Origin of the sequence: Microbacterium sp. IO18 (assembly GCF_049099505.1) — a bacterium.
GTDB classification, from domain to species: Bacteria; Actinomycetota; Actinomycetes; order Actinomycetales; family Microbacteriaceae; genus Microbacterium; species Microbacterium aurugineum.
The window spans coordinates 2,071,897-2,095,954 of record NZ_JBMJAF010000001.1 but is presented as its reverse complement, the minus strand read 5'-3'; the positions used below and the strand labels follow the sequence as shown (position 1 = coordinate 2,095,954).

Here is a 24,058-nt window from a genome sequence, read left to right as displayed (position 1 = left end):
CGCCCCGAGCTCCTGTCAAGAGGGTGTCAAGGGGCTCTACCGGTGTCGGTGGTCTGGCGTAGAAAGGAATGCGAGAGAAGGGATTCCGCATGGCCGCCGGCGATATCGAGACGTTCCACCGCAACGGCATCTGGTTCAACCGCATCGAGGGTGAATCGCAGACGTTGGGCAGCAGCTTCGAAGATGAGGCCGAGGCGGTGAAGGTCGGTCGCAGCGCGGCGGTCGCGCGCCAGGTCGCGCATACCGTGCGCACGGAGGAGGGGCCCTCGCCGGAGGCGCACATCTACGATCTCCACCCGCGTGAGCTGATCGGGTGATCGGGGCGCCCTCGGATCCGCCTTCGCGCCAGGAGTCCGAAGGAGGGATGCTGCTGCAGGCATGTGTCAACGGTGCCCGCGATCTGGTCGAGCATCCGTGGTTGAGTGCGGATGCGAGCGTTGTCGCCGAGGATGCGGCGCGGGCTGTGGATGCGGGCGCGCGGGAGGTGCACGTGCACCCGAAGAACGCGCGCGGGAACGACAGCCTCGCAGCGCCGGACGTCTCGCGGTGGGTCTCAGCCGTCCGCGCGGCGCGGCCCGGTGTCCCGGTGGGGGTCACGACCGGGGCGTGGGCGGAACCCGATGTCGAACGTCGTCTGGCTGCGATCGCGTCGTGGACGGAGGCGCCCGATCATGCCTCCGTGAACTGGCATGAGGTCGGTGCTGACGAGGTGGCGGCTTCGCTGCTGCGCCGTGGCATCGCGGTGGAAGCGGGGCTGTGGGATGCGTCCGGATTCGAGGTGTGGAAGCGTTCGCCCGTCCGGGGCGAGTGCTTGCGGGTGCTGATCGAGTTGCCGGATGAGCCGGCGGAGACCGTGCGCGCGCATGCCGAGGCGATGATCGCGCACGTCCGGCTGGAGGAACCTGGCATGCCGATCCTGCTCCACGGCGAGGAGAGGTCGACCTGGCCCGTGTTCGATCTGGCGGTCGAACTCGGCCTGGCCGCACGGATCGGGGTGGAGGACACACTCCTCCTTCCCGACGGCAGCACGGCGCCCGGCAATGCGGCGCTGGTGCGGGTGGCTATCGAGCGGATGCGGGGAGTCTGACCGACCCGGCAGCGCCTCGGGGGCATCCTGGGGTCATGTTCGGTGAAAACGTGCTTCTCTTCATCCTGTTCTGGGCGGCCGTGTTCCTCAGCGGCATCCTCATCTCGTGGCTGGTGATCTACTCGGCCGTGCGTGCGGCTCTCTACTCGCATCGGCAGGCGATGGCGCGTGACGGGCGTCCGGGTCAGGTCTGATCTCCGGGCTCTTCGGCTGAACGGCACGGTCGCCACCCGGGCGGACTCGGTCGTGTCTTCCCGGGAGCCCGGCCTGCGTGTGACACGTTCTTCTCTATGACTGAATCGCCCGTCGTCGCTGCCGATCCGATCGAGCGGTCGCGCGCTCTGCCGCTCTTCCTCGGCATCGGTGGTGCTGTGCTGGGCCTCTTGCCGTGGGTGATTGCCGGCACGTTGCCGTTGCAGAACCTGTGGGCGTCGCCGACGATGCCGGAGGACATGCCGTTCGTGCTGCTGCCGCTGAGTCAATATCAGGCGACGCTGCTCTTCTCTCTGGTGCTGCTCGGCGGGGTGTTCGCCGGTATCGCGGTGAACGTGGTCGCGCGGCGCCGCGACGTCGCTGTGTGGCCGGCGGCTCTCGGCGTCGCGGTCGTGCATCTGGTCGCGATCATGCAGAGCTTCGGCGTGTTGGCCGGAGGGCTCGGGCTCGGCCGTGGGGGTGACTCGCGCGCGATGCTCTACTTCGCCGGCATCCTGAGTGGCGTGATCGTGGCAGCCCTCCTGGCGCAGCTTGGCCTGTGGATGACGTCGCGCCGCTCGATCGGGGTCGCTGCGCTCGGTGTCGCGCTTGCGGCCGTACCGTTCGGGAGCTGGGTCGGCCGGTGGTTCCTGGCTTTCACCGGCGAGGTGTTTCCGCCGGTGTTCCTGCCCGAACTGCTGCGGTGGATCCCAGCGATCGTGGTCGGCGCTGCACTCGTCTGGTGCGGGGTGCGGCCGGCGTCGCGGATCGTGGTGTGGGTGGTGGCGCTGCTGTCGCTGTGGCTGGTGCCCGCGCTGTTCACGGCGATCCAGTACGGGCTCGGGATGCGGGTGCTCGACGGGGATGTCGCAGAGATGGCACGGGTCTCGGTGCAGTTGTTCCCGATGGTGCTCGCGGAGGTGTGGCTGCCGGTGGTCGTGGCTCTCGTGATCGCAGTGGTCGGGACGGTGGTTCGGATGGTGGTGGAGCGCGACCGTCCGCGTGAGGTCACCGGTGAGCGCGTGCTCTGACCGCCCCGATAGGGTGCAGGCATGGAAGCGACACAGGGTGATGCAGCGACCGTCTCGGCGGAGGAAGTGCAGCGGACGATGATTCGCCGCTGGTCGTGGACGGTTGCCGTCGGCCTTCCGCTGATCGCGACGATCGTCGGCATCGCGCTCACGAGCACCGGGACGATCGAGCAGTGGAACTCGCTCGGCGATGACATGTACGACGTCGTCATGCTCGCCGTCTGGCCCGCCGGCCTCGTGCTGCTCAGCGTCGGGCTGCTCGGTCTGACCGCGACGGCTCTCACTGCCGCGGTGCTCACGACGAAGCGCTCCTCCTAGCCCAGACGCGAAACGCCCCCGCCGTTCGGGTCGGCGGGGGCGTCGGTCTCGCGGGTGCGGCTTACTGCACCGACCATCCGCCGTCCGAGGCGAGGATCGCACCGTTGATGTTCACGGCGTCGTCCGACAGCAGGAAAGTGATGGATGCCGCGAGGTGCTCGGCCGTCGCCACGGTCGGGATGGCCTGCTGGAACGGGGCGAGCCGGCCGGAGCCGTACTCCGACATGTGCGGGGGCATCGGGATGCCGGTCGCGACTCCGCCCGGGGCCACGGAGTTCACGCGGATGCCCTTCGGCCCGTACATGAAGGCTGCGGACTTGGTGACGCCGATGATGCCGTGCTTGCTGGCCGTGTAGGCGTTGCCCGAGGCGTTGCCGCGCAGGCCTGCCTCGCTCGAGACGTTGAGGATCGCGCCGCGACCGGCCGCCTCCATGACGGGGATGACCGCGCGCATGAGCTTGAACGGAGCGGTCAGGTTGATCGCGATCACGCGGTCCCAGACGGCGTCGGGGGTCTCTCCCGCGGGGGAGAAGTCATCGTTGATGCCGGCGACGTTGGCGAGACCGTCGATGCGGTCGCCGGCGGCGGCGAGGACGGCGTCGATCGCGTCCTGCTTCGTGAGATCGCCCGCGACCGTGACGATGTCGGCGTCCGGAAGTTCGGTCTTGAGGGCGTCGAGCTTCTCGGCGGCGATGTCGCTGGCGACCACGCGTCCGCCTTCGCGGGCGATGCGCGCGGCGGTGGCCTTGCCGATGCCGGAGGCGGCGCCGGTGACGATCACGGTCTTGCCGGCGAAGCGACCGGCGGTGGGCTTCTCGGTCCAGCCCTCGGAGGCGTCGTCTTCGGGGATCTCGCCACCGTTGGCCGCGCGGACGAGGTCGTCGACGACCGACTGGGGGAGCTGGCCCTGGCTCATCGCGACGAGCTGCTGAAGGGGGAGGCCGAGCACCGGGGTGAGGAGCTCGGGATCGGCGCCCGTCTTCTCGAAGAGTCCGCGGATGAGGGGCCCGCCGGTCGGGTCGTTCATCCAGTCGCCGATAGTGGAGTGTGCGGTGAGGGCCATGCTCGTTCTCCTTGTTCGGGTTACGCAACGGTGCGTCTACTTATGTTCCAGTGTACGCCTGAGTACGCTCGGAAGGTGCCTCGTCCTCGTAGTGAGAAAGCCCGCCAATCCGTGCTGGAGGCGATGCGGCGCGCGCTCGCGGCGGGTGACTACGATGCCGTGACCATCGAGGGTCTGGCGGAGGCCGCGGAGGTCTCGAAGCAGACGATCTACAGGTGGTGGCCGTCGAAGGCGGCGATCCTGGGTGAGTCACTGCTCGAAGGCGGATTGCCCGGTGCCGAGATGTCGGTTCCGATGACGGCCGATCTCGGGGCGGACCTGCGGGCGTGGTTCTCGGCGATGAGCGCCGCGCTGGCGGATCCGGAGGGCGTCGCGGTGGCTCGCGCGTTGATCGTGGTGACCGCGTCGGATCCCGAACTCGGGCTGGCGTTGAACGAGAAGCTCGCGGCGCCGATCCGCGAGTGGGTCGCGGCACGGGTCGCACGGGCGGTCGAAGCCGGAGACGTGCGGGCCGATGCGGATGCGGCGGCCATCGCGGATCAGTTCATAGCGATGGCCAGCTATGCCGCTCTGCTCGGGCGACCGCTGAGCGAGGGACGGGTGGACGCGACGGTGGCGGTGTTGCTGCGGGGGATCACGGCGCGTTCCGCCGGTTGAGTGACCAGCGACGGTGGCCGTCAGCGGTAGGTTAGGCCCTCGCACGTCACGGCATCGCGGAACTCGCCGTCTTCGACCTCGACCTTCACCGATGCCGTGTACGCGCTCTTCGGGATGATCGAGATCTCGGCGGCACCTGCAGTGTCGAGGTGAGGATCGTCGGCGCAGATCGCCACGACGATCCACTTCGACGGATCCGACGTCGAGAGGTTGAAGGATGCGGATTCACCCACACGCGGGGAGGAGTCCTGGATCAGGAACTCCGTGTCCGTGGGCGCGGTTTCCGTCACCCAACTGAGGGGCTGCCCCACGGCCTCGCCGGTCTCCACGGCCGGTTCTCCCGAGCAGGCCGTGGCCGTCACCATGAGGGTCATGGTGACGGCCACGGTTGCTGACGCTCTGACTACAGACCGGGTGCCCATCGTGCGTGCCTCGACACTTCGTGTTCTTCGGAGATCGGGAGACGGAGGCGGAGGCTTCCGTCATCGAGTGATACTCACATCTAAGACACATATGAGGACATAAACAATACGTGCGACGACAGCATGCCAGAGTATCGAGACGATACCTGCAAGGACGGCCTGGAGCGCGCAGCTAGAGCTCGTGCCGGTGGAGCAGCAGGAGAGCGGCGGCGGCGACGCGGATGGAGGCGTCGTCGACGTATCTTCCGCCGATGATGGCGAGCAGCAGCCCTTCGATGGAGCGGAGGATGGCATCCACCTGGCGTGCGTGTGAGGGGTCGCGGCGGATCCCCTCCCACCGGGGCCGGAACGAGCGGAGCAGTTCCAGGATGAGTCCGATGAACGCGGCGGTCCGGCTGTCGATGCCCAGCTCGGCGGTGGCCGGCCACCATTGCTCGCCCATCGATTCGTCGAGGTTCGCCAGGGCGCGCTCGAGGGTGTCCTGACCGAAGAGGTCTTCGCACGTGCGCATGAGGCTCTCGCGGTCGAAGCTGTCCCAGTGCGGGGCGGGCGGCAGGGCGACGGTGTCGGCGGGGAAGGGCACGGCTTCCGAATACGGAGGTGCCGCCTCGCGCTCGGCCTCGCGGGCATTCAACGAGGTCAGGTCGGACTGGATGAGGGAGAGTCGTTCGCTGATGTCCCCGCCCTGGGTGGTGACGGCGGCTTGCAGATCTTCCAGGCGTGACCGGGTGGCGGTGGTCGTGTCGTCGATGTGGGTGGTCTTGTCGCGGGTTTCGGTGACCTTCTCGACCAGCTTCTTGAGCGTGACGCCGAACGCGCTGAACTCCGAGAGGTCGGGCCAGAGCAGCAGAAGGACGAAGACGACCGCAGCGAGCACGCCGGCGCTCGTGAGGTTCGGGCCCGCGCAGGTGCGGGTGATACCGTCCTTCTCGGAGTCGACCACTTCGCACACCTGGAACCATCCGGTGAGCGACAGGTAGACGGCCAGCCCGACGATGACGAGGACGAGGAGGTAGCGGAGGACCCGTCCGCCGGGGCTCTTCAGCGCGTCGTGGAGCTTCTCCAACCGGCCCGGCGTGGGCTTGGGGTCAGGGGTGGGAGGGGTGTCCGCCGTCATGGGGCTCATGGTGGCAGAACTCCGGGTGCTCCGGAAGGGGTGCTGCGGAAGGGAGCTGCGTCAGGACTCGGTGGCGATGGCAGTGCCGCGACCGTAGGTCGGTTCCGGTGCCACGGCGAATGCCGAGGTCACAGGAGCAGTAGCCTGCATGCAGACGGACTGCAAGTCCTTCGTCTGCACGAGCTCCGGCTCGTTCGCTCTGTCGTAAGGAGAAGGAGTCTTGGAAGCATCGCTTTTCAGCTGGTGGGGGCTCATCATCAGCGTCGCGGTCGTCGTCGCCATCCTCGCGATCGCCTTCCTTCTCGTGCGGGCAGTCGTCCGTTGGGTCAGGCGGCGAACGCGTGGGGGTGCTGCCCGCGGGTCGGGTGGGGCGACGGGCTAGCTCCCGACGTTCGCTTGCGGAGTCGTCGTCGCCGTGCGTCCGTCCGCGAATCGCGCCTGGGCCCGGTCGTGCCGCTTGCCGACTTCGACGAGCTCCGTCGCCTTTGGTAGCCCCATCGGCTTGGTCGAGACGTACACGCTCTCGGCGGTGTCGACGCGGAAGGTCTCGTGCCAGACACCCACGGCTCCCGGAGCCTTGCGGGCTGCGCGGTTGAAAGCGGTCCAGGCGGGGCGGTGCTCCTGATGCGGGCTGGAGGCGTAGGCGTAGAGCTTGTCGACCGAGGACCAGTACTGCACGACGTAGGGGCCGCCCGAGCCGAGGAGCAGGTGGTAGCCGAGCAGGCCCGAGTCGGGGTCTGTGCTGAGTTCGCGCAGCATCCGAGGCATGGCGACGAAGGCCGGCATCCACAGGTCGGGGCGCCACCAGCGGTTGATCTGCATCCCGATGTGGAACACGACGAGCTCGCCCTCGTGGCGGTGGGTCATGCGACCCGTGATGACTTTCGACATGGAGTCTCCTTGATTAGATAGCGTCACTATCCATAATGGATAGCGCTACTATCGATGTCAAGAGGTGGCCATGAGAATTTCCGAGCTGTCAGCCGAGGCCGGCGTGACCGTGCCGACGATCAAGTACTACCTGCGCGAAGGGCTGCTGCCCGAGGGCGAGCGGACGTCGCCGACGCAGGCCGCCTATGGCGAGAAGCACGTGGAGCGGCTGCGGGTGATCCGGGCACTGCTCGACGCCGGGGTGAGCATCGCCGAGACGCGGCGGGTGCTCGGGGCGCTGGACGATCCGCCGGCGAATGCCCATGACCTGCTCGGAACGGCGCACGCGGCGATCACTCCGCCGGTCGAGGACTCACTGGATCTGGCGGAAGCGGAGGCGCTGGTCGCCGGGCTCGGGTGGAAGCCGGGGATGTGCGATCAGGCGGTGCTGCACGCGGTCGCGCGCGCGATGCAGGGGCTGGAGCGCGTCGGGTTCACCGTGCCGGACGCGGTGATGGCGGAGTACCTCGCGAGCATGCGGCGGATTGCGGACGCGGAGATCGCCGGGGTGCCCGAGGAGTCTGCGGAGGCCGCGGTGCGATACGTGGTGCTGGGGTCGGTGCTGGTGGAGCCGTTGTTGTTGGCCCTGCGGCGGGTGGCGCAACAGGTGAGCTCGGGGGAGCGGTTCGGAGGTTCTTAGAACGCTCCGCCGCCTGGCTCGTGGGCGACGATTCCCCGGCGGGATGCGGCCAGCTGGGCTACCTGCGGAGTCAACTCTCGTCGAAGGTTGCCGAGATAGACCGCGTAGTGGTCGGGGTAGGCGGCGCTGAGTTCGAGATACCGGTTACAGGAGCGAGTCATCTCCGAAAGCGGAGCCTGAAGTGAGTCCAGCTGCCGAACGCGGTCGCGGGTCGCACGGATCTCTGTGCGCATCGACGCTACGCTCGCGTTCGCCCTGGCGAAGTCGGCTGACTGCTCGGCCCCAGGAATCACCGGTTCGGGCCCCTCGGCTATCGCTCGTCGACGATGAAGCTCGCTGATGAGCGACTGAATCGCTCGCTTCTCATCAAGGCGAACCTTCAGCACATACGTGATTAGTGCGATCAACACCGTGAACACTGCGCCGATAATCGCCACCACGACGTCTGGAATAAACGATTCCCACATGACGACACTTTGGCAGGCGATCCGACAGGTTGCAGCTATTGAGTCAGGACGCGGTTCCGGCGGCATCTGGCGACCGAGGGCCTCTATCGTCTGCCCGACGTGCGACCCGTTGCCTTCTCTTGCTTGGGGCAGGCCTGACGGTTGATGCGTTCCGCGCCGGTAGGGGGCACCAACTGCTGCTCCCCGCGCGCGATCGAGCAGGTAATCGCCTTCCTGATCCGGCGACAACCGCTAGATAGGATGGACGGACGCGGGCACCGCATCGTTGGAGAGGCGGCAAGGCTGCGTGATGTGCTGGCTCCCAACTTGGCGTGCGTGAGAATAGGACCTCCATATGGCGAGACTCAGCCTCAAGGCGGTCGAGGAGCGCGTCGCGCCTCTGGCTAGTCGTGAAGAGTACGACCGAGAATTCATCTTCGACCTGCTGCTCGCCTACGGGAAGCCCCAGGGCAACGTCACGAGGCTGCGCAACGGCTCGCTCAACGTGGCAGTTGACCCGTCGACCGAGGTCGCGCAGAAGAACGTCGTCTACTTCAAGGAGACGACCAGCGACCCTCTCGAGGTCATCGAAGACCTCAAGTCGACCCCAGCCGTGGTCCGTTTCAGCACGCGGTTTGTCATCGTCACGGACTACGTCGAGCTGGTCGCACACGACATCAAGACGAACGAGACGATCGGCTTCCCGATCCGCGAGATCGACCAGCACTTCACTTTCTTCCTGCCGTGGGCAGGCATGGAGAAGGCGCAGTACGTGGCTGAGTCTCACGCCGATGTCAAGGCCGCTGAGCGAATGGGGAAGCTGTTCGACGAGCTCCTGCAGGCTAACCCCGGCATCTTCGACGACGAGCGCGGTCGTCATTCGCTCAACATCTTCTTCACCCGTCTGTTGTTCTGTTTCTTCGCCGAGGACACGGGCATCTTCGGGGACAACCAGTTCACGACCGCGATCGGATCCCAGACCCAGTCCGACGGCTCGGACCTCGCTGAGTTCCTGACCGACCTGTTCAAGGCCCTCGACACAGAGAACGCGGCTGACAAGCCCAAGCACCTCGCCGATTTCCCCTACGTGAATGGCCGGCTGTTCACGGTAAAGGACGACCAGGTCGTGCCGCGCTTCACGAAGCAAGCGCGAGACGAGCTCATCGCCTCAGGCACGCTCATCTGGCGCGACATCAACCCCGACATCTTCGGCTCGATGTTCCAGGCGATCGTCACACCGGGCAAGCGCAGCGACCTAGGGCAGCACTACACCTCGGTGCCGAACATCCTGAAGACGATCGAACCGCTCTTCCTCGATGACCTGAAGACCGAGCTCAACGAGGCTCAGAACAGCGAGCGGCGGCTGATGCGCCTGCTCGACCGCATCACGGATATCAATGTGTTCGACCCGGCGTTTATGCGCAAGTCGGATGTCTCACGAGACATAGAGCGGGATCCGCTGGAGCTCTTTGGCCGGGCAGCGTAACCGTCGGCGGTCTCGGTTCGCGACCAACGTCCGGGCCTGAGTCTAAGCGAGCGCCTTGTTGATCCCAGTCGACAGCGAACGCCACGCCTCAAGCTCCGAAGGATCGAGCGCTGCTGTTCCGTTCGCACTCAACCACTTCGCGAAGGCGCGCGCGAGTTTCCACTTGGACACTCCCGAATGCTCCGCGACGAGGATCTCCATCAGAGGGCGGGTGGGTTGGCTTTGCACGGTCGCGACGCTGTCCCACCCGAGATCGTCTCGAGCAATCTGAGCCAGAGTCTGACGCAGCAGGTCCTCGATCTCGGCACGTTGCACGCCGGTGAGGTGGTCACCAGTCCGGAGGATTCGCTTCGTGCTCAGAAGCTGCCACAGTGCTTCCTGCTCGGCAGCCAGATCACCGGCAGAATCCGAGTCCAAGAGCGCCGCCACCTTGAGGCTCTGGCTGGTGAGGATCGTGCTGTAGTAAACGACCTTGCTTGCGCTTCCGGCGGGAACGATTGCGATGTCGCTATCCAACGCTGGTCCGCCGTTCGAGGAGAACTCGGCGTTCAGGGCCTCGATGATGAGGAGGTCGGTGATGCCCTCGACCACCAGGTTTCGTTGGTGCGTGAACATGCTCTGCGCAAGGTCGTAGCCGAGTGCCGCCTGAAGCGGGTAGATCGACTTTGGATCGTCGACCGCCAGGCGCGTGTGGACTTTCGTTCCGACCTTGCGGTCCACCATCTCGACCACCCGAACGAGATCCAGTTCGTCCGCTCCCACCATGAAAGGCGAGTGCGTCGTGTAGATGATCTGATTCCCCTCGGCCAGGGCGGACACAGTCTTGCGGAACTCTTGCTGTTTAAGCGCGTGAAGGCTGAGCCCAGGCTCGTCGAGGAGCAGGATCGCGTTCCGGAGATCGTCTTTGGCCTGAGCGTGGAAGACGACGAAGAACGATACGAGCCAGCGGAAGCCCTCGCTTCGCTGGTCGAGTTCGACGGGAATCCCGAGTTCATCCTCGACGAGCGTTTGAAGGTACTGGCCGTCGACGTCGAGCCGGAGTGTGAGGGAGTCATCGTTCCATACGCGACGAATCTCAGCGGTCAGACGTGCGCCAGCGGTCTGCAGCGCGCGCTTACGCTCCGTGAGCCGGCGTTCATGCGCGGCAAGTTCAGTTTTGTACCGTTCCTGCTCCTGGACATCCGTGTCGTAGTAAGCCCCCTTTGTAGGAGCCTCCGAGTCCATATCCGACAGCTCGCGGGCAGTAAAGCCTAGGAACTTCAGCAGTTGCAGATTGCCGAAGTCATAATCGAGGTCAATTTCGCCTGACTCTTCCCGCTCCGCCAGGCGGTTCAGGTGGATTCGGGGGCGCACCGAGAAGTAGGAGGAGAAGTAGACGAACGGTGGCAACTTTGACAGAAGGTGCTTGCCAATCTTGTCTCGTTGCGTCGCCTCTTTGACGACGGAGTCCAGCGCATCCCAGTACCCTTCGGCAGCGGAGCCGTCCGCGAACAACGGCAATAGCGCATCCAGGTGGCCGCGGAGTTCTTTCGCGATCTCGCCGCTGATCGGGTCGTCTTGGCCGTGGCTTGCCCTCCAGCCGGTCAGCGCCTGAGCGGCGTCCTTCGCGTCTTCGCTCGACTGCTTCGACATCGCGCTGGTGAGGCGAACGATGCTCTTGTCAACGTTTCCGAGCGAGGGGGATGGCTGCAGACCCGTGACATCGTAGGTGCGCTTGCCGCTGAGCCACGCAGTCATCTCAAATCGGATGTCGGCGCCATTCGTGAGCGCAAGACCCTCGAGATCGGTCGCGTCGGGCACCAGCACGACCTTGGCGACCGCCATCTGCTCGCGATCTAGGTTCCCGCGTCGGATGTCATCAACCATCGGTGCAGGAGCGTCAAAGAGCCAGTCGATCCTAGGGGTGTCGGGCGTCGGGCTGACGAGCTGTATCGCCTTCAATAGCGCAGTCTTACCTGCTTCGTTGATCCCGACCAGGATTGTCTTGTCAGTTTCAACGCCGAACTCTCCGCTGTCGACGATGCAGCGATAGTTGGTTGCAACTGCTGATTCGATCCTCATCCTTGAGGTCCCTTCCATCTTGATGCCGATCCGATGCACGCCTCATGCACGGCGGACTGCTTACATTGACTAGTTCTCGAAGCCCGAGCTGGCGTCGAACTTCAGCACGCGAGTGTTCTCGGAGATTGTGCGCATCTCGCCCTCGTCGAAGCCGTCACTCTTGATCGCCTGGATGTCGATCGTGATCTCGAGTTTCGCACCGGCGCCGACCAACCGATCGATGACCTCTCGAGTCACGTTGCCGATATCCCGCGAGTACCGAGTTGGATCTACCTTGACTGAGCCGAAGTAGCGGATGGGGCTGCGAGCGGTGTCCGGAGCAGGCGTTGGAACCTCGGGTGCGAAGTCGACTCCTGGACTCGGCGTTACGTAGTCGACCGGTCCGATGGGTTCCGTTCCGTCACCGGCTGCGTCTACCGCAGCTCGCCGAATTGCCTCAGCACGCTCCACTTGCGCTTGCTGCTCGGCCAGGCTCCAGTCGACGAGGATCGTGCTGTCGGTGATCTGAAGTGCCGCGTTGTGGTCGGGCGGGACAATCAGCCCACGGTAACGACCGGTCTCGGGGTCTTTGCCAGATGCGATTGCAAAACGTTCACGGTCGACCAGAACTGCATTGAGCGCGCGCTCGAGGGCGGACTCCAGCACTTCACGATTGGTAAGACGCGGCAGGTAGACGTAGCGGGTGAAGTACCCCCAGAGTTCGCCGACGCTCATTTCCCGCGCGCTGGACCACAGCGTTCCTAGCTCCTCATGCAGTGTCGCGCCGAGAATCGGAGCCCCCAGCTCGGTGACGAGCTGATCGTCACGGCCAAGCTTCGCGCCAACGCGCTCGGCCAGGGAGCGGCCGGCGGAGTCAGGCACCTTCTCGCTCACAATCTCGAAGGGCTTAGTCGGGTCGAACTGTTCCGGGTACAGCGCCCATGCGAAGGTCTCACGGATCCGGTCCGACACCGTCTGATTGAGTCGGGTCACCCACTCGTCAGTCTGCTTGCGTTGCTGCGTGGAGAGGTTGAGCGAGTCGCTCGTCGCCTGCACTCGCTTCCATCCGAGGTAGCTGCGAGTTGCGGCCTCCAGGCTCTCCAACTCGCTCTTGTCCGCCATCAAGAACACGAGTGTGTTCCGGTGGACGCGCTGGCTCGCCCCCTTCGACTCGATCGCATCACGTACCCACTGATGCGCTGCGGAATCGCTTCCGTCTTGCTTGCGGCGGGAATGACGCGGATGGACGATCACTAGGCGCGTGTTCTCGAGGTCTGGAATGTCGGCGCTCGACTCAGGCGCTACATGAACTCGATCGAAAACTCCGCGGGCGCGCTCCTCGCCGCGCAGCCGCTGCACGATCTCGTTCCACACAGTCTCGACGTCTTCACGAAGGCGCTCGGCGTAGTCGCTTGCGGTCTTCGTGACCGACGGCTGAGTGTCGAACCAGTAGTGTCCCTGCTCCTCGTAGAAGTAGGTCGACCGCTGCGCGAGCTGATCGATGGCACTGCCAAAGTTGCCGAGCGTGTCCCCGGGCGTGCCTGTGCCGAGCCAGACGTACTGCTTGTCGAGGCCTTTACGGCTCGCCTTGCTGCGGGGCGCCGCGCCCATGAAGANCCCCCCCCCCCCCCCCCCCCCCCCCCCCCCCCCCCCCCCCCCCCCCCCCCCCCCCCCCCCCCCCCCCCCCCCCCCCCCCCCCCCCCCCCCCCCCCCCCCCCCCCCCCCCCCCCCCCCCCCCCCCCCCCCCCCCCCCCCCCCCCCCCCCAGGCCGGCTCTTGTCGATCTCGGCTGCAGTGGATCCAGGGCCGTCGATATCGGAGTCGATGATCGGCTTCCACTGGTCCTCGAGGTACTGCGTCAGGTCGGTGTTGACCGTGCTCGCATCGAGCGGCACGTAGCCGGGCATGATCAGAGGTGCGGCATCGTCGGAAACCCACAGCTCGTGGACGATCGAAGAAACGAGCTTGAGGACACCGCGGGTGCGCTGGAATCGCTCGAGCGTCGACCAGTCCTCATACAGACGGTCCAGTAGTTCCGGGTGGAGCGGGTACGAAGCTCGGATCCGCGTCTCGTAGTCGTCGCCGGGCGTTGTGGCATCCCGGGGGAAGAGTTCTTTGTTTGTCCGGTACATCGTGACGAAACTGCGTGCCGTGGCAGAGATCGCCGTGAGTCCCTCAGCGTTGGGCGCCTGGAACAGGCGACGACGGACGATCTCGAAGGACTCATCCTTGCTCGACGGCCGCCACTGGTCTGCGACTCGACGGATCACATTCTGGAGGCGCTCCAGCGCGAGCTGGCCGTTCGCGCCGCCGATCTCGATGTCCGCGCCGCTGCCGTCCGTGCCCGTGTCGGATGCCGGGATCGACACGACCAGCATCGCACCGGGTACCGACTTCACGATCTCAGTGAGCGACTGCGCGAACGTGAACTGCGTCTCGAAGGAGCCGGCAGGAAGCTCCTTTTCGGTGACGAGTTGGCGCGCGTAGGCGACCCATTCGTCGATCAGGATCAGTGCGGGGCCGTTTGTCTGGAACAGCGTCAGCAACGCGTCGCCGGGGTTGGTGCCGGCCGCATCATCGGCAGCGATGAGGTCGTATGCTTCTCGGCCGCCGAGCTGCCAGGCGAGTTCCCCCCAGAGCGTGCGGACTTCGGTGCCGTCCGGCTTGATGATCGGTGATCCAGCCTTGAGGTACGTGCCGACAAGGGCGACCCGCTTCACCCTCAGCTCTTCGAGGTGTTCGATCCCGGCCACTGCAACCAAGTCCTGCAGCTCGTTCGGCAGGTGGGCCGTGCTAGTGCCGCTGAACAGGTGGTAGAGCGCGAGCATCGAGTGGGTCTTGCCGCCGCCGAAGTTGGTCTGCAAGTTCACCACGGGGCTGGCATTGCCATCCCCGTTCAGGCGCCGCAAGGCACGTGAGAGAAGGTCTCGCAGGCCTTCTGTGAGGTAGGTGCGGGTGAAGAACTCGATTGGATCGTTGTACTCCGATCCGAGCGCTTGACCCGTATGTACGAGGTGAAGATCGGCTGCGAATTCCGACGCGGTGAACTCACCACGGGCGACATCATCGTGGGGTCGGATGACCTCCCGCCACGGCCGCAGCCCTGAGTCTGGTGTCGCGGAGACCACGCTGCGCTTGACCTGCTTGCGTGTCTGATCCTCGAATACAGTGCGCTGGAGATCGATGCGGAGACCACGGACATCCTTCGCCGAGTCCACCGCTCCGACCGCCTGCAGCAGCCGCTCCATCGTATCCAGCGCACGAGCAGTGTCGTCGGAGCTGAGCTTGCCGGCCTGACCGTGCATGACTGCGTTACGAATCTCACGTAGTTCGGACGCGTAGCCCTGCTGCGCCCGCGAGAGGACGTCCTTGAAGTAGTAGCTCTTTTCGGTCAGCGCACGCAGGAGCACCTGGACGTCGTCCTTGTCCATCACCTGTGGGGCGCGGCCGTTCTTTGCCGCATCCTCGCTGGCCCACTTCGTGGGCCACTCTGGTGTGCCGAGCCCCTTGGTCATGACCTCGTCAACGACATCTCCGAGGCCCTCGGCGAGGAGCACAAAGGCCTTGAAGAGCCGCTCCTGGTTGTTGATCGCCATCGCTCAACCCTCCATGTCGTCGAAATCGAATGCCTGTTGCGAACCCAGTCGTGGGGCCGCTGCCGCAAATTTGCGGGCCTGCTCGTTGAGATCGCCCCACGCTCCCACGAGCCCGTTGAAGAGACCCGCGTCCTTCGAATCCTTCTTCTTCTCTGCCTCATGGAATAGCAGGAAGCCGAGCTCCTTAACGGCCTCTAGGTTGACGCGGGTCTGCACCACTGGAATCAGTTCGGCCACTTTGTCGGCGCCGTCCTTTGCCATCACCGCGGCCAGCCGCATGGTCGCTTCCCAAACGCTCACTCGGTCGTCCGCAGCCGCATCCCACGCCCCCTCGAGCGCGGAAGGCGCAAGAAGTCGTGCCTTGCCACCCTTGGTTTCGAAGATTCCGCCCCGCTCGAGCGCACCGATCGACGTGTCCGATGACCTGGCGAGTTGGTCGGCGATGCCGGAGCGCTCCTGGCCCCAGCCATATTGTCGGTACCACTTGATTGCGAAACGCGTATCAGGATCAAAGTCGCTCTCTTGCTCACCAAGGACCTCGTCCAAGGTTGCGTTGATCAGCAGCAGAGCATCCTTTACGCTCATGTCCGACCCGTCAGCTTCGCGTACTCGTGAGTAGCGGGAGAAGACAGCGATGCCGGGGCCGATGGCTGCCTGTGCAAGGTCAACAGGAGCAATATCTCCGGACAACAAGTCGCGAAGGGCTCCCGGAAGCTCGGCTTTCAGAGCGGCCACGAACGCGCGCCGAGTCGTTGCGCCCGCGTCCTGCGGCCGTGGGCGGCAGGCCAAGACGATAGAGGACGCAAGCGCATTCGTTCCAACGCTCAGCATCCGCCCACTGCGTTCGCTGCGCATGGGCCATGTGGCAGTGATCTCCCAGCCCGAGTGAATAAGTCCGTCTAAGAGTGTGTGCCAGCCTGTGGACGATGTGCCGGCATCCCGAGTGTCTTGCTGCTTGTACGCGTAGTAGACCGTCATCGGTACGTTCTTGTTGGCCCCAAGCCTCATTCTTGAGAAGACTCGGTTGAACCCTTCAACGAAGAACTCGGCTGCTTGTTTCTTTCCGTCGTGCCGATACTGGCTGGCAACGAGTTCTTCTGCCTTGGGTGTGAGGAGGGTCCCGAGGACCTTTGGATGAACCTCGCCGATCGAGCGCCGCAGCCACACGTAGAAGAAGTCAGAAAGATCAGCATAGGAAATGTTGTCGTAGTACGGAGGATCAGTCGAGATGACTACGTTGTCGTACGACCGGCTCGACGCATCGGCCTGGGTTACATGCCCCGGGGTATCCCCCGGGGCAGGCATCGCATTGACCCCCGCAGCAACCCAATTGACGTGCGACAGAAAGTTGCCAACCGACTCTGAAAACGGGTTCACTTCGGCGTAGTCCCATGCCATGGGTATCGACTGACGTGCGAATGTATCGCGCACACCTTGAATCGTATTGATCCAACTGCAAGAGGTTGACGACCAGTCTGCGAGCTTGCTTATGGCGAACGAAAGGTACGTCGCCACGGCGTCGCCGTACGCAATTGCGCCATTCCCCCCTTCCTCCAGACGTGCTCCGCGTGGCATCCCAGCTGCTTCCGCGTCACGTACGACAAGTTCACGGGCTTCAGAAACGAGCTCGCACAAAGTAGTCAGGACCGCGAGTTGACGATTTGTGAAGAGATCAGAGAACCGTGTCAGGCCGTATGGCGGAGTCCAGATATTCCGTGGGTCGTAAGGAAGCTCCTGATCGGGGACGTCGATGGGCCTTGGTGCATCGGCCGCTTGGATGTGCTCATCAGTCGGGGGCAGATACAGGCGACTTCTCTTGCCTTCGGCGACGATGGCGATCAGGTGAGCGCCAAGTCTGCCCGCCGAACCTTCCGACTTGATGTAGTCGGCTGAGATCGGCGTGCCATCAGCGATACTCACTGCACCGCGACCAACACGCGTACCGTCTTGGTCCCCTTGGGGGCCATGGGCGTTCGTGCGGATGTCGTAGCTGACCTTTCCGTCAACAACGGTCGGGACGATGTACGCCTCCTTCCCCTTCTTTTTGCTTAGCCACCAAGTTGCCGCAATCGGCACTTCGATCGGGTTTGCCGGATTAGGACTTTGAACCGTACGTGCCCAGATCCAGGCAATGACCTTATGCTCAGTCCCGCCCGGAGCTACGACCTTTGGATAGAGGCCAGCGAGTCTGAGCTCCGCTTCGTCCCGCATCCACTGCCCGTAGGCGCGGACATCTTCGGCCAGGCCTTCTGCTCGTAGCCACGGTGTTGTGCGGCCTTCGGCATGAGGGCTCACCGGTGATTGACGTTCGAAGCGAGGTGGGATCTCGATGAGTCCCTTAGTCCGTAGGACGGCAACAGGGTTCAGGTCCGACGCAGACGCTGTTAGGCCAAGTCGCTGTGCCTCGAGTGGTATTGCGCCTCCACCAGCAAACGGATCGAGGAAGGTCGGGACACCACTCGGGTTAGACCGTCGAATCTCATCTCTCGCCTGGGAAAGCAGCGTTTCATCGTTCGAGTTCTCCCAACGCACAAGTTCGGCTAGGAGAGCGTGGAGGCGCGCACGCTCCTGATCCTGAGCGTCCTGCGTTGGGTACTCGTCAGGGTGAGATGAAGGGTCATCCACGAGTTGCGCGAAGAGAACCGCGCGAGCGGCGGCAAGCGGACGAGGCGCCCAATACAGATGCATGGTTGAGGGGTGGCCGCGACGTGGCACAGATTTCTCGTGTTGCGCTGCATCGTTGATCGCCTGGAGTGGCAGTGAGACTTCGATGAGCTTCTTCTTGGGCGCGTCGGTCACGGTGCTTCTCTCGTTGGTATTGCTCTGGTGCTCGGTGGTGTGGGTCATCGCGGCGGTCCTCCGCGTTCCCAATAGTCGCGCCAGAGCTCGTTGTACGAACGGGTGGTCGCGGATGGTCCGAGGTGCGCGAAAGCACCGGAGACATAGCGCAGTTGGTCCTGCTCAGGGCCGCCGGTCGATACTTCGACAAGTGCGAGCCTGTGCCGTTCGCCCTGGGTCTGCGCGAAGGTGACCTCGTTCGTGGTGATCGTGAACGTCTCGGAACCCTCGATGCGGCCCTTCACTTCGATGTAGAACACGCGTCCATTGGCATCCGTCGATCGGATGTCGTAGCCCGGGTTGTTCCTGGCCATTTCGACCGGCTCTCGACCGAGTGCGCGCTCGGCCGCGAGCGTTGCGTCGACTGCACGGCGTTCCACTTCCTCAGTGTTGCGCGCGAATGTAGCCGGGTGCTGTTCGCCCGTGGTGAGCATGTCGTCGGGAATCACGAGTGCGGCGCCGAGGATCACGGAGGGGACGGCGACGATGTTGGTGGCTTCGTCGAGCTCCCGCATCCGCTGCTCGAGTCGTTCGTCGAGCTGCCGCGACCGGGTAAGAGCAGTTTCGGCGCGCACCCGACCGATGGTGCCGCCACGCTCGAGCGCGTCAAGACGGCTGTGCTCGCGATCCCAGTGGTTGATCTCGGCGAGAAGTCGATCTCGCACTTGAATGCGGGTCCGCGCGGACTCTACCTCCAGTCGCGCCTTCACCTCGTCGATCCGCGGCTGGAGGCCGTGTCGGAATGCTTGGGCGCGGATCAGCTTCTCGTGGTTCTCCTTAGCCCAATCACTCGTCACGATCTCGTCGATCAGCTCGGCTTCGTGGGGCAGCGGGCGGTCGTAGTCGAGGTACGGCGGGGTCGGTGCGACCGTGACTGTGCCGTCGCTGGAGTACTGCGGGTAGTCGAAGTGGTGTGAGATAGCGTCCGGCTCGGGAGCGGTGTTCTGAATCCGCTGCTCCACCGCGTACATGAGCGCCGGCTCCGCAGCCTGCTTGTTACGTCGGTCGATGAGAATTGTGCCGCGTTTCAGAACATCGCCGAGGTCGTCGACCGTGGCGTCGATCACGGCGTGCAGCAGCGGATGCCCGGGCGCGATGAGTGCTGCCTCGACCTGCCCGTCGATGCGCTTCTTGTCGAGCTCGAACGTGACCCGCTCATACTGCTCGGCGACCGGTGCCCACCTGTTCAAGCGCCGTGCTGTGTCGACGACGCGACGCGGAACGCGAGTGACCTCATAGCGTCCCCTCTCGCGTCGACGGATCCGGCCGCCGAGGCGCTCGAAGGCAGGGATGAAGAACGCGGCGATGTAACCGGGCTGGAGCTTTCGTTCCCGAGCCTTCTCCATGCGAGCGCGGACTTCTTCGAGGTTCAGCGCGCTGAACATCTCCGGGTGCAGCGCACGCTCTTCGAGCATGTCGTCGAGCCCGTGGGAAACACTGGCGTCGATGATGCGGTCAAGCTTTGCCTTGGTCTCGGGCTGGTCACCGTATCGGATCGCTTCGATCAGCAGGTCGCGCAGGGAGCGTTCCTGGAAGGCGTCGGAGTCGCCGAGTACGTTGAAGAGGCTGCCGTTGTAGGCGATCGACATCTGGTCGATTTTGGACAGGAGCCGGGTGAACACATCGCCTTCGCGCGTGTCTTTCGCGACCATGTTCCAGAGGTGACAGACCTCGCGCTGGCCGATTCGGTGGATGCGCCCGAAGCGCTGCTCGATGCGGTTCGGGTTCCACGGCAGGTCGTAGTTCACCATCAGGTGCGCGCGCTGAAGGTTGAGACCTTCGCCGGCTGCGTCGGTTGCGAGCATGACGACTGTGTCAGGGTCATGGGTGAACTGTTCGCGCGCTGCCTTGCGGTCCTCGCGCCTTGTCCCGCCGTGGATCGTGATCACCGAGTCGGCCCGTCCGAGTAGCGCGGAGATCTTCGACTGGAGGTAGTCAAGGGTGTCTCGGTGCTCGGTGAAGATGATGATCTTCCGCGGTTCGCCCGAGCTCGCGTGCGTAAGTAGTTGTTCATCGAGGATCTCGCGGAGCTCGACCCACTTCTTGTCGTCGTCTTGGAGGCGCACGCGACGTGCGGTGCGGACGAGGTCCTCGAGGATCGCGATCTCGGCGCGCAGCTCGGGGATGGTCTTTGCTGCGGTCGCGAGGTCGACGACCGTGTCGACTTGCTCCTCGAATCTGGCGCGTTCTTCCTCGGTTGTCTCTTCGTCGATGTCTTCGTAGTCGTCGACAGACAGGTTCGGGAGAGCCTGCTCGGCGAAGTCCAGCTCCGTGCGACCTGTCGTCCACTGATCGATGTGGGCGGAGATGCTGGAGGTGTCTCGGGCCGTGTCGGCTGCTCGTTGCATCTCGCGGAGCTTCGCTTCGAGGCGGTGCTGGCGTCGCTCGAGCGAACGCAGTATTGCTTCGGGGCTGGAGGCGAGGCGGCGTTGCAGCACGGTGAGGGCGAAGCCCACGTTGTTGCCACGCTTCTTGTCGCCTTCGGCTGCGATGCGCTCGGCGCGTCCCATCTCTGTGCGCACGTAGTTGGTGACCTGTTCGTAGAGATCACGCTCTGCCACGCTCAGCTCGTACTCGACGGTATAGGCACGGCGCTCGGGGAAGAGCGGCTTGCCCTCGAAGGTGAGGAGGTCTTCCTTGACCATGCGCCGCATCAGGCCCTGGGTGTCGGTGCGGTGCACCCCCTGGCGGAACTGGCCTTCGAACCGGTCCCGATCCAGAAGGGACATGAACAGTTGGAAGTCCTCCTCCTTGCGAGCATGCGGGGTCGCCGTCATGAGGAGGAAGCTGTGCGCGGTCTCAGACAGCAGCCGCCCGAGACGGAAGCGTTTGGTCTCATCGACCTCGCCTGCCCACGACGAGTAGTGGGCGGACATGCGGTGGGCTTCGTCGACGATCGCGACGTCCCACTGCACATCTGAAAGCTGCTCCATCAAGTCCTCGCTGCGCGAGGCCTGGTCCATCCGGACGATCAGGTACGGATGGAGATCGAACACATTGCGGCCCTCGGCGTCGTCGACCATCTGGCGACTGAAAACCTCGAAGCGAAGATCGAACTTCTGCGAGAGTTCCTCGCGCCACTGCTCGACGAGACCGCCGGGGGCGACTATGATGGCCCGTTCGCAGTCTGAGCGCAGGATGAGTTCTTTGAGGTAGAGCCCAGCCATGATCGTCTTACCCGCGCCGGGGTCGTCGGCAAGGAGGAATCGCAGGGGAATCCGTGGCAGGAGTTCTTCGTACACGGCGCGAATCTGGTGCGGCAGCGGGTCGACGTCAGAACTGTTGACCGCGGCCATGGGGTCGTAGAGCGCGGCGTACTTGATCCGTAACGCCTCTGCGGCCAGACGGAACTCGTCCGGGTCTCCGTCGAACGGGGGCGCTTGGTCATAGTCGCGTGCAAGTTCGAGCCGAGCGATATCGACGTCGGTCATAGTCCGTGCGCCACTGCGACCGGAGTCTTCCCGGTAGAAGATCTCGAAGAGTGAGTCGTCGATGGCGTCGACCGCGATCAGCGTGACCGCTCCACTCGGAACGAGCCCGCGGACGCGTTGGCCAGCATTCAACGCAGCTGGCGTCATCGTGGCTTCATCCACTTCGCTCCTCCTCCGATTTTGGGCAGTCGATCAGGATACGTCTGGCCGCCGACATTGCGGCGGCGAGTACGACTACTCGGCCGACGCGGCGTCTCCGCGGCGCACCCAGTCATCGACTTCGCTCGTCTGGAACTTCCAGAGACGACCGACCTTGTGGGCCGGCATCCCCTTGTCGGCGATCCAGGCGTATATCGTGTCCTTTGTCACGCCCAGGTAGTCCGCGATGTCGTCGGCAGAGAGCCATGGTTCAGGCACGCGAGCTCCTCGGAGGCGAGTTGAACCGGATTTTTCCGGATATGTCCGAGACTAGCGGGTGAACGCCCGGCGGCGTCAGAGTGGCGGGGGCGACTAGTCAGGAGTGGCCGTCAGCGACAGCGATTCGCTCTTTGTGGTGGTCGGGGCACAGCGTCGACACCCAGAGGCGGATCACGTACTGAGCACCGGTAGCCCCACACTCCTCGCAGGTCTCGATGCTCTCCCACTCGGCTGCGCGGATGGCGTCGTTGAACTCTTCGTTGTACTCGCTGACGTCATTCGACGGGGAAGCATAGAACGACAGCGAACCAAACTTCGACTTGCACTGCTGCACGACATAGGACGGCGCGATCGCCGTCAGGCGGGCGTCAAGTCGTGTCAGCAGCGGGTACCAGCCCGGGCTGACTTCCAGGATGGGCGGCCAGCCTGGCGCGATGCGGTCGATCAGGCGCTGCATGTCTGGTGGATACTCGCTGTGTTCCATCGTTCTGACCATTCACCTTTCGATCGCGGGTCCGCCATCAGATGTCCTACGCGTTCTCATCCATTCGTATCCGAGGCGTCCGACATTCCGTTCTCGAGCCTCGACGCTCCCGCAAGGCGTGCCAGCTGTCGGTGCCGTGATCGTTCGCGGAACGCTCGCCCGACGCGCAGGCTCCGCGTGACGTCTTTGTCGAAGCTGATGAGTCCGCGACGGCGCCAGTCGATCGTGACGTGCCCGCGGAAGGCTGTGACTGCGCGTCTTCGTTCGATGAACTCCATCCCCGGCGGGAAGGGAGCCGGTAGGCCGCTGCTCTCCGGCATGAGATGTGTGAACAGTTCCGCGAACGTCGGACCGAGGCCGTTGCGTCGACGCGTTTGAGCGATGAAGATCGCTGCAGCCAGCGCCCATTCATCACCGGTGTCATCGCCGGTGAAGGACTCGAACATGTAGGTCCACTCGGCGGGCGGCGGTACGTCGGGGCCCCGCCACCAGATCGGGTACGAGTCGGAAGCCATGGCCGCAGTCACATTCGCGGTCGCTGCACGGGCCTTGCCCGCGACGCGACCGGAAGTCATCGGGCTGGGCAGCACACGTGCAAGAAAGCGGAGGAGTCCGATGGGCGTTGATTGTTTCGTATGGCCTCCGAAATTATGCCATACGGAATAGGCCATACGAGGGCGCGACTCTCGCAACCCTGAAAAGATGGCGCGCCGAGACGATACCGCTGACGCGGAGTGGTCTGTTTACGCTCAGCGGCTGGCCACAGCGCTTCGCCGCGCGCGCGAAGGGGCGGGGCTCAGCCAGGAACAGGTGGCCTATCGCGCAGGACTCACGCGATACACCTACCAGAAGTACGAAAAGGGCGAGTCCCGACCAGGCACTCCGGCGAATCCCACGCTGCGTACGATGTTGGCGCTGTCGCAGGTCCTCGACGTGACGGTCGCGAGTTTGATTCCTGCAGACGCGCCTGACCTCAGGAGTCGGTAGGTTCCGCTCTAGATTCGCGATTCCACAGGGACGTGTGAAGCCGTCGTCTCGGGCGTGGGATCGGCAGGCGGGTGCACGCCTTCGCAGTCTGGTCCATGCGAGGTCTGCTCCATTCCGTCGAGGTCGCCTTGATAACTGATCACGTTGTACTCCGCACCGCACACGAAGCAAGCGCCCGACGACCAATCGATCTCTGAGATCTCGTCGCAGCACCCGCACATAACGTGGAGCTGTCCGCACGCGTCGCATTGGCCCACATAGATGCCGTCCACCGGCCCCAACTGGACGTTGCCATACCAACAGTTGTTGGCTTGGCAGTTCCCGAGTACTACTTCTTCCACCAGATCAGAGAAGTCCACGGCATGCTCGTCAAGGACACTCTCGAGAGCGTCGGCAGCCACCTGCGAGGGGTCCGCGTAGAGCGGGACGTCGGACATATCGCGTAGCGTGACCCGCGGGTTTACGCTCCCCTGTGCGCGCAGTCTCGCCGGTTCCGTGACACCACTCGTCGCATACAGGATGCCGTGCGCACACCCGAGGTCAACCAGCTTGCCGACGAACTCATCAATCTTCCCGATGCCGAGTTTTCGCTTGTACTGCTTGCATTCGATCACCACTTCGACGGGTGCTCCCGCCAACGACTTCCTCGCAACGGCGTCCAGCTGGCGCATCGTCCCTGAGAAGTGGCCCCTGACGTGTTCATCGTGCACCACCTCCGCGGCTGGATCGAGATTGGTGATGGTCTTGACCACATCGATTTCGAACTGACGCCACGCGGGAGTGGTCTTGTCCTCCACGACTGATGCGTCTTCATCGGTCGTGAGGTCATCGGTATCCAAGGACGGCCCATCGTTCACCGGCCAATCATCTCAGCAGT

At 64.3% G+C, this 24,058-nt stretch carries 24 protein-coding genes; 9 read left to right on the top strand and 15 right to left on the bottom strand.

Annotation, left to right across the window (positions count from 1 at the left end; translation table 11 throughout):
• Positions 1 to 89 precede the first annotated feature (89 nt).
• The 5 genes from ACLF6J_RS10035 to ACLF6J_RS10015 all read left to right on the top strand — a co-directional run bounded on the left by ACLF6J_RS10035 (position 90) and on the right by ACLF6J_RS10015 (position 2,628).
• Complete coding sequence (locus ACLF6J_RS10035) at positions 90 to 317, top strand: hypothetical protein (protein ID WP_047523674.1); 228 nt, start codon at positions 90 to 92, stop codon at positions 315 to 317.
• Positions 318 to 364: 47 nt separating this feature from the next.
• The gene (locus ACLF6J_RS10030) at positions 365 to 1,087 is read left to right on the top strand and encodes a 3-keto-5-aminohexanoate cleavage protein (RefSeq protein ID WP_134352712.1); all 723 of its coding nucleotides are present in this window, start codon (positions 365 to 367) and stop codon (positions 1,085 to 1,087) included.
• Positions 1,088 to 1,122: 35 nt separating this feature from the next.
• The gene (locus ACLF6J_RS10025; protein WP_166804681.1) at positions 1,123 to 1,281 is read left to right on the top strand and encodes a hypothetical protein; all 159 of its coding nucleotides are present in this window, start codon (positions 1,123 to 1,125) and stop codon (positions 1,279 to 1,281) included.
• A 96-nt stretch (positions 1,282 to 1,377) separates the two neighbouring features.
• Positions 1,378 to 2,310: a hypothetical protein gene (locus tag ACLF6J_RS10020; RefSeq protein WP_134352713.1), complete on the top strand. Its 933-nt coding sequence runs from the start codon at positions 1,378 to 1,380 to the stop codon at positions 2,308 to 2,310.
• Positions 2,311 to 2,331: 21 nt separating this feature from the next.
• Positions 2,332 to 2,628 carry a hypothetical protein gene (locus ACLF6J_RS10015; protein ID WP_134352714.1) on the top strand — a complete coding sequence of 99 codons (297 nt, stop codon included), beginning with the start codon at positions 2,332 to 2,334 and terminating at the stop codon, positions 2,626 to 2,628.
• 61 nt (positions 2,629 to 2,689) lie between these two features.
• Here ACLF6J_RS10015 and ACLF6J_RS10010 read toward each other — a convergent pair whose 3' ends face one another.
• Positions 2,690 to 3,691 (bottom strand): SDR family NAD(P)-dependent oxidoreductase, encoded by a 1,002-nt coding sequence (locus ACLF6J_RS10010; protein ID WP_134352715.1) that lies wholly within the window; start codon positions 3,689 to 3,691, stop codon positions 2,690 to 2,692.
• Positions 3,692 to 3,766: 75 nt separating this feature from the next.
• Between ACLF6J_RS10010 and ACLF6J_RS10005 the strand changes: the two genes are divergently transcribed.
• On the top strand, positions 3,767 to 4,348 hold the full coding sequence (locus tag ACLF6J_RS10005; protein WP_244093561.1) for a TetR/AcrR family transcriptional regulator: 582 nt from the start codon (positions 3,767 to 3,769) through the stop codon (positions 4,346 to 4,348).
• Positions 4,349 to 4,368: 20 nt separating this feature from the next.
• Here ACLF6J_RS10005 and ACLF6J_RS10000 read toward each other — a convergent pair whose 3' ends face one another.
• The 4 genes from ACLF6J_RS10000 to ACLF6J_RS09985 form a co-directional block, all read right to left on the bottom strand.
• Positions 4,369 to 4,734 (bottom strand): hypothetical protein, encoded by a 366-nt coding sequence (locus ACLF6J_RS10000; protein ID WP_134352716.1) that lies wholly within the window; start codon positions 4,732 to 4,734, stop codon positions 4,369 to 4,371.
• A 208-nt stretch (positions 4,735 to 4,942) separates the two neighbouring features.
• Entirely contained in the window at positions 4,943 to 5,887 is a 945-nt protein-coding gene (locus tag ACLF6J_RS09995) for a hypothetical protein (RefSeq protein ID WP_134352717.1), read from the bottom strand.
• 60 nt (positions 5,888 to 5,947) lie between these two features.
• Positions 5,948 to 6,169: a hypothetical protein gene (locus tag ACLF6J_RS09990; protein WP_134352718.1), complete on the bottom strand. Its 222-nt coding sequence runs from the start codon at positions 6,167 to 6,169 to the stop codon at positions 5,948 to 5,950.
• Positions 6,170 to 6,265: 96 nt separating this feature from the next.
• On the bottom strand, positions 6,266 to 6,778 hold the full coding sequence (locus ACLF6J_RS09985; protein WP_134352719.1) for a DUF4188 domain-containing protein: 513 nt from the start codon (positions 6,776 to 6,778) through the stop codon (positions 6,266 to 6,268).
• A 70-nt stretch (positions 6,779 to 6,848) separates the two neighbouring features.
• Here ACLF6J_RS09985 and ACLF6J_RS09980 point away from each other — a divergent pair, with 70 nt between their 5' ends.
• On the top strand, positions 6,849 to 7,457 hold the full coding sequence (locus ACLF6J_RS09980; protein ID WP_134352720.1) for a MerR family transcriptional regulator: 609 nt from the start codon (positions 6,849 to 6,851) through the stop codon (positions 7,455 to 7,457).
• On the opposite strand, the gene ACLF6J_RS09975 is transcribed toward ACLF6J_RS09980, so the two are convergent.
• On the bottom strand, positions 7,454 to 7,924 hold the full coding sequence (locus tag ACLF6J_RS09975) for a hypothetical protein (RefSeq protein WP_134352721.1): 471 nt from the start codon (positions 7,922 to 7,924) through the stop codon (positions 7,454 to 7,456). The genes ACLF6J_RS09980 and ACLF6J_RS09975 overlap by 4 nt on opposite strands.
• A 334-nt stretch (positions 7,925 to 8,258) precedes the next feature.
• On the opposite strand from ACLF6J_RS09975, the gene ACLF6J_RS09970 reads away from it, so the two are divergent.
• A complete protein-coding gene (locus ACLF6J_RS09970) occupies positions 8,259 to 9,389 on the top strand; it encodes a type IIL restriction-modification enzyme MmeI (RefSeq protein WP_421076875.1) in 1,131 nt (376 codons plus the stop codon).
• 42 nt (positions 9,390 to 9,431) lie between these two features.
• Here the strand turns inward: ACLF6J_RS09970 and ACLF6J_RS09965 are convergent, their stop codons facing one another.
• The 8 genes from ACLF6J_RS09965 to ACLF6J_RS09930 form a co-directional block, all read right to left on the bottom strand.
• Positions 9,432 to 11,450, bottom strand: coding sequence for an ATP-dependent nuclease (locus tag ACLF6J_RS09965; protein WP_421076874.1), 2,019 nt, complete (start codon positions 11,448 to 11,450; stop codon positions 9,432 to 9,434).
• Positions 11,451 to 11,519: 69 nt separating this feature from the next.
• Positions 11,520 to 13,040 carry a DUF499 domain-containing protein gene (locus tag ACLF6J_RS09960; protein WP_421076873.1) on the bottom strand — a complete coding sequence of 507 codons (1,521 nt, stop codon included), beginning with the start codon at positions 13,038 to 13,040 and terminating at the stop codon, positions 11,520 to 11,522.
• Positions 13,006 to 14,943, bottom strand: coding sequence for a DUF499 domain-containing protein (locus tag ACLF6J_RS09955; RefSeq protein ID WP_425185826.1), 1,938 nt, complete (start codon positions 14,941 to 14,943; stop codon positions 13,006 to 13,008). Before ACLF6J_RS09955 ends, ACLF6J_RS09960 begins: the two co-directional genes overlap by 35 nt.
• An 84-nt stretch (positions 14,944 to 15,027) precedes the next feature.
• Positions 15,028 to 17,871, bottom strand: coding sequence for a DUF1156 domain-containing protein (locus ACLF6J_RS09950; RefSeq protein WP_421076871.1), 2,844 nt, complete (start codon positions 17,869 to 17,871; stop codon positions 15,028 to 15,030).
• Positions 17,868 to 21,455 (bottom strand): helicase-related protein, encoded by a 3,588-nt coding sequence (locus tag ACLF6J_RS09945; RefSeq protein ID WP_421076870.1) that lies wholly within the window; start codon positions 21,453 to 21,455, stop codon positions 17,868 to 17,870. The genes ACLF6J_RS09950 and ACLF6J_RS09945 overlap by 4 nt, the downstream gene beginning before the upstream one ends.
• Before the next feature lie 72 nt (positions 21,456 to 21,527).
• The gene (locus tag ACLF6J_RS09940; RefSeq protein ID WP_248539439.1) at positions 21,528 to 21,710 is read right to left on the bottom strand and encodes a helix-turn-helix domain-containing protein; all 183 of its coding nucleotides are present in this window, start codon (positions 21,708 to 21,710) and stop codon (positions 21,528 to 21,530) included.
• A 97-nt stretch (positions 21,711 to 21,807) separates the two neighbouring features.
• Positions 21,808 to 22,167 (bottom strand): hypothetical protein, encoded by a 360-nt coding sequence (locus ACLF6J_RS09935; protein WP_421076869.1) that lies wholly within the window; start codon positions 22,165 to 22,167, stop codon positions 21,808 to 21,810.
• Positions 22,168 to 22,250: 83 nt separating this feature from the next.
• Entirely contained in the window at positions 22,251 to 22,709 is a 459-nt protein-coding gene (locus ACLF6J_RS09930) for a hypothetical protein (protein ID WP_421076868.1), read from the bottom strand.
• 187 nt (positions 22,710 to 22,896) lie between these two features.
• On the opposite strand from ACLF6J_RS09930, the gene ACLF6J_RS09925 reads away from it, so the two are divergent.
• A complete protein-coding gene (locus tag ACLF6J_RS09925) occupies positions 22,897 to 23,181 on the top strand; it encodes a helix-turn-helix transcriptional regulator (protein ID WP_421076867.1) in 285 nt (94 codons plus the stop codon).
• 8 nt (positions 23,182 to 23,189) lie between these two features.
• Here the strand turns inward: ACLF6J_RS09925 and ACLF6J_RS09920 are convergent, their stop codons facing one another.
• Positions 23,190 to 24,020, bottom strand: coding sequence for a restriction endonuclease (locus ACLF6J_RS09920; protein ID WP_421076866.1), 831 nt, complete (start codon positions 24,018 to 24,020; stop codon positions 23,190 to 23,192).
• Positions 24,021 to 24,058: the final 38 nt, after the last annotated feature.